Source organism: Myxococcus sp. AB025B, from assembly GCF_006518215.1.
GTDB classification, from domain to species: Bacteria; Myxococcota; Myxococcia; order Myxococcales; family Myxococcaceae; genus Myxococcus; species Myxococcus fulvus.
The window spans coordinates 1-1,145 of sequence record NZ_SRLW01000646.1 but is presented as its reverse complement, the minus strand read 5'-3'; the positions used below and the strand labels follow the sequence as shown (position 1 = coordinate 1,145).

The window sequence follows — 1,145 nt, the reverse complement described above, 5'->3', positions numbered from 1 at the left end:
GGGCGCGGGGCAAAGTGCCCCGGTCGGGGCAAATCTCCCCGGGGCGGTTTGCCTCGCCCTCCCGGGGAAGGGCGTGGCACGTCGAATGCTCTGGCCCGGGCACGCCTCGCCCTGTGGGCGCCCTCGTCGGGAGGGCACGCGGGCGGGCATCCCACCACGCCAGGAGGAGGACGTCTTGATGGGGCCAGACGAGGAGCAGGGAGTTGGAGTCCAGCCGTGGCCGCTCCCGAGCACGGGGCGCGAGCAGGCGCCTCGGGTGTTGGTGGCGGAGGATCAACCGGAGATGCGCGCCCTGCTGCATCGGGCGCTCAAGCGCCGGGGCTATGAGGTGGTGGAGGCGGCGGACGGGCCTGGGTTGGTGAAGGCCATCATCGACGGGTTGCTGGCGGACCAGACGCTGGTGCCGGACCTCATCATCACGGACGTGCGCATGCCGGGGTACTCGGGGCTGGAGGTGGTGGCGCGGCTGCGGCGGGAGGGGTGGACGACGCCGGTCATCCTCATCACCGCGTTTGGAGATGCGCAGCTGCACCGGGACGCGGCGCAGCTGGGGGCGGCGTGTGTGTTGGACAAGCCCTTCGCCATGGAGGATTTGTGCGCCACGGCGGAGGCGCTCGTGCCGCCGTCGCGTTGAGGGCCTGGGTGCCCTTCGAGTGCCCTGGCGCGGGCGGGTGAGCACCGTGAAGGGGTGTACTCGAGGAACCTGATGAAGCGGGCGCTCCTCGCCTTGCTTCCCCTGGCGCTGCTGGCGTTGGCGTTCGTGGTGCTGCGGCACGAGCTGCGCCAACTGCACGGTGAGGACGTGGCCCGGGGGCTCGTGTCCATTCCGCGAGAGCGCGTCGCGTTGGCGGTGGTGTGCGCGGCGTGCAACTACCTGGCGTTGACGCTGTATGACGTGTTGTCGCTGCGTCACCTGGGGAAGCGGCTGCCCTACCGGCAGGTGGGCTTCACGTCCTTCGTGGGGTACGCGTTCGGCCACAACATCGGCATGTCGTTCCTCACGGGCGGCGGCGTGCGCTACCGGCTGTATTCGGCGCGTGGGCTGACGGCGCTGGACGTGGCGCAGGTGGGGACGTTCAACGCGCTGACGTTCTGGGTGGGGCTGTTGGCGGTGGCGGGCGTGGCGCTGGTGGTGGACGCGGGAC

The 1,145-nt window shown here is 70.9% G+C and carries 2 protein-coding genes; both read left to right on the top strand.

Annotation, left to right across the window (positions count from 1 at the left end; genetic code table 11):
• Window positions 1–178 precede the first annotated feature (178 nt).
• Window positions 179–634 (top strand): response regulator transcription factor, encoded by a 456-nt coding sequence (locus tag FL311_RS43290; RefSeq protein ID WP_141333523.1) that lies wholly within the window; start codon window positions 179–181, stop codon window positions 632–634.
• A gap of 72 nt (window positions 635–706) precedes the next feature.
• Window positions 707–1,145, top strand: a 439-nt coding sequence (locus FL311_RS43285) for a YbhN family protein (RefSeq protein ID WP_194869646.1), incomplete at its 3' end; no start/stop codon positions are given.

Bases quoted from the DNA above. Each gene is read 5' to 3' on its own strand.
- FL311_RS43290 (WP_141333523.1), top strand. From the start codon at position 179: ATGGGGCCAGACGAGGAGCAGGGAGTTGGAGTCCAGCCGTGGCCGCTC.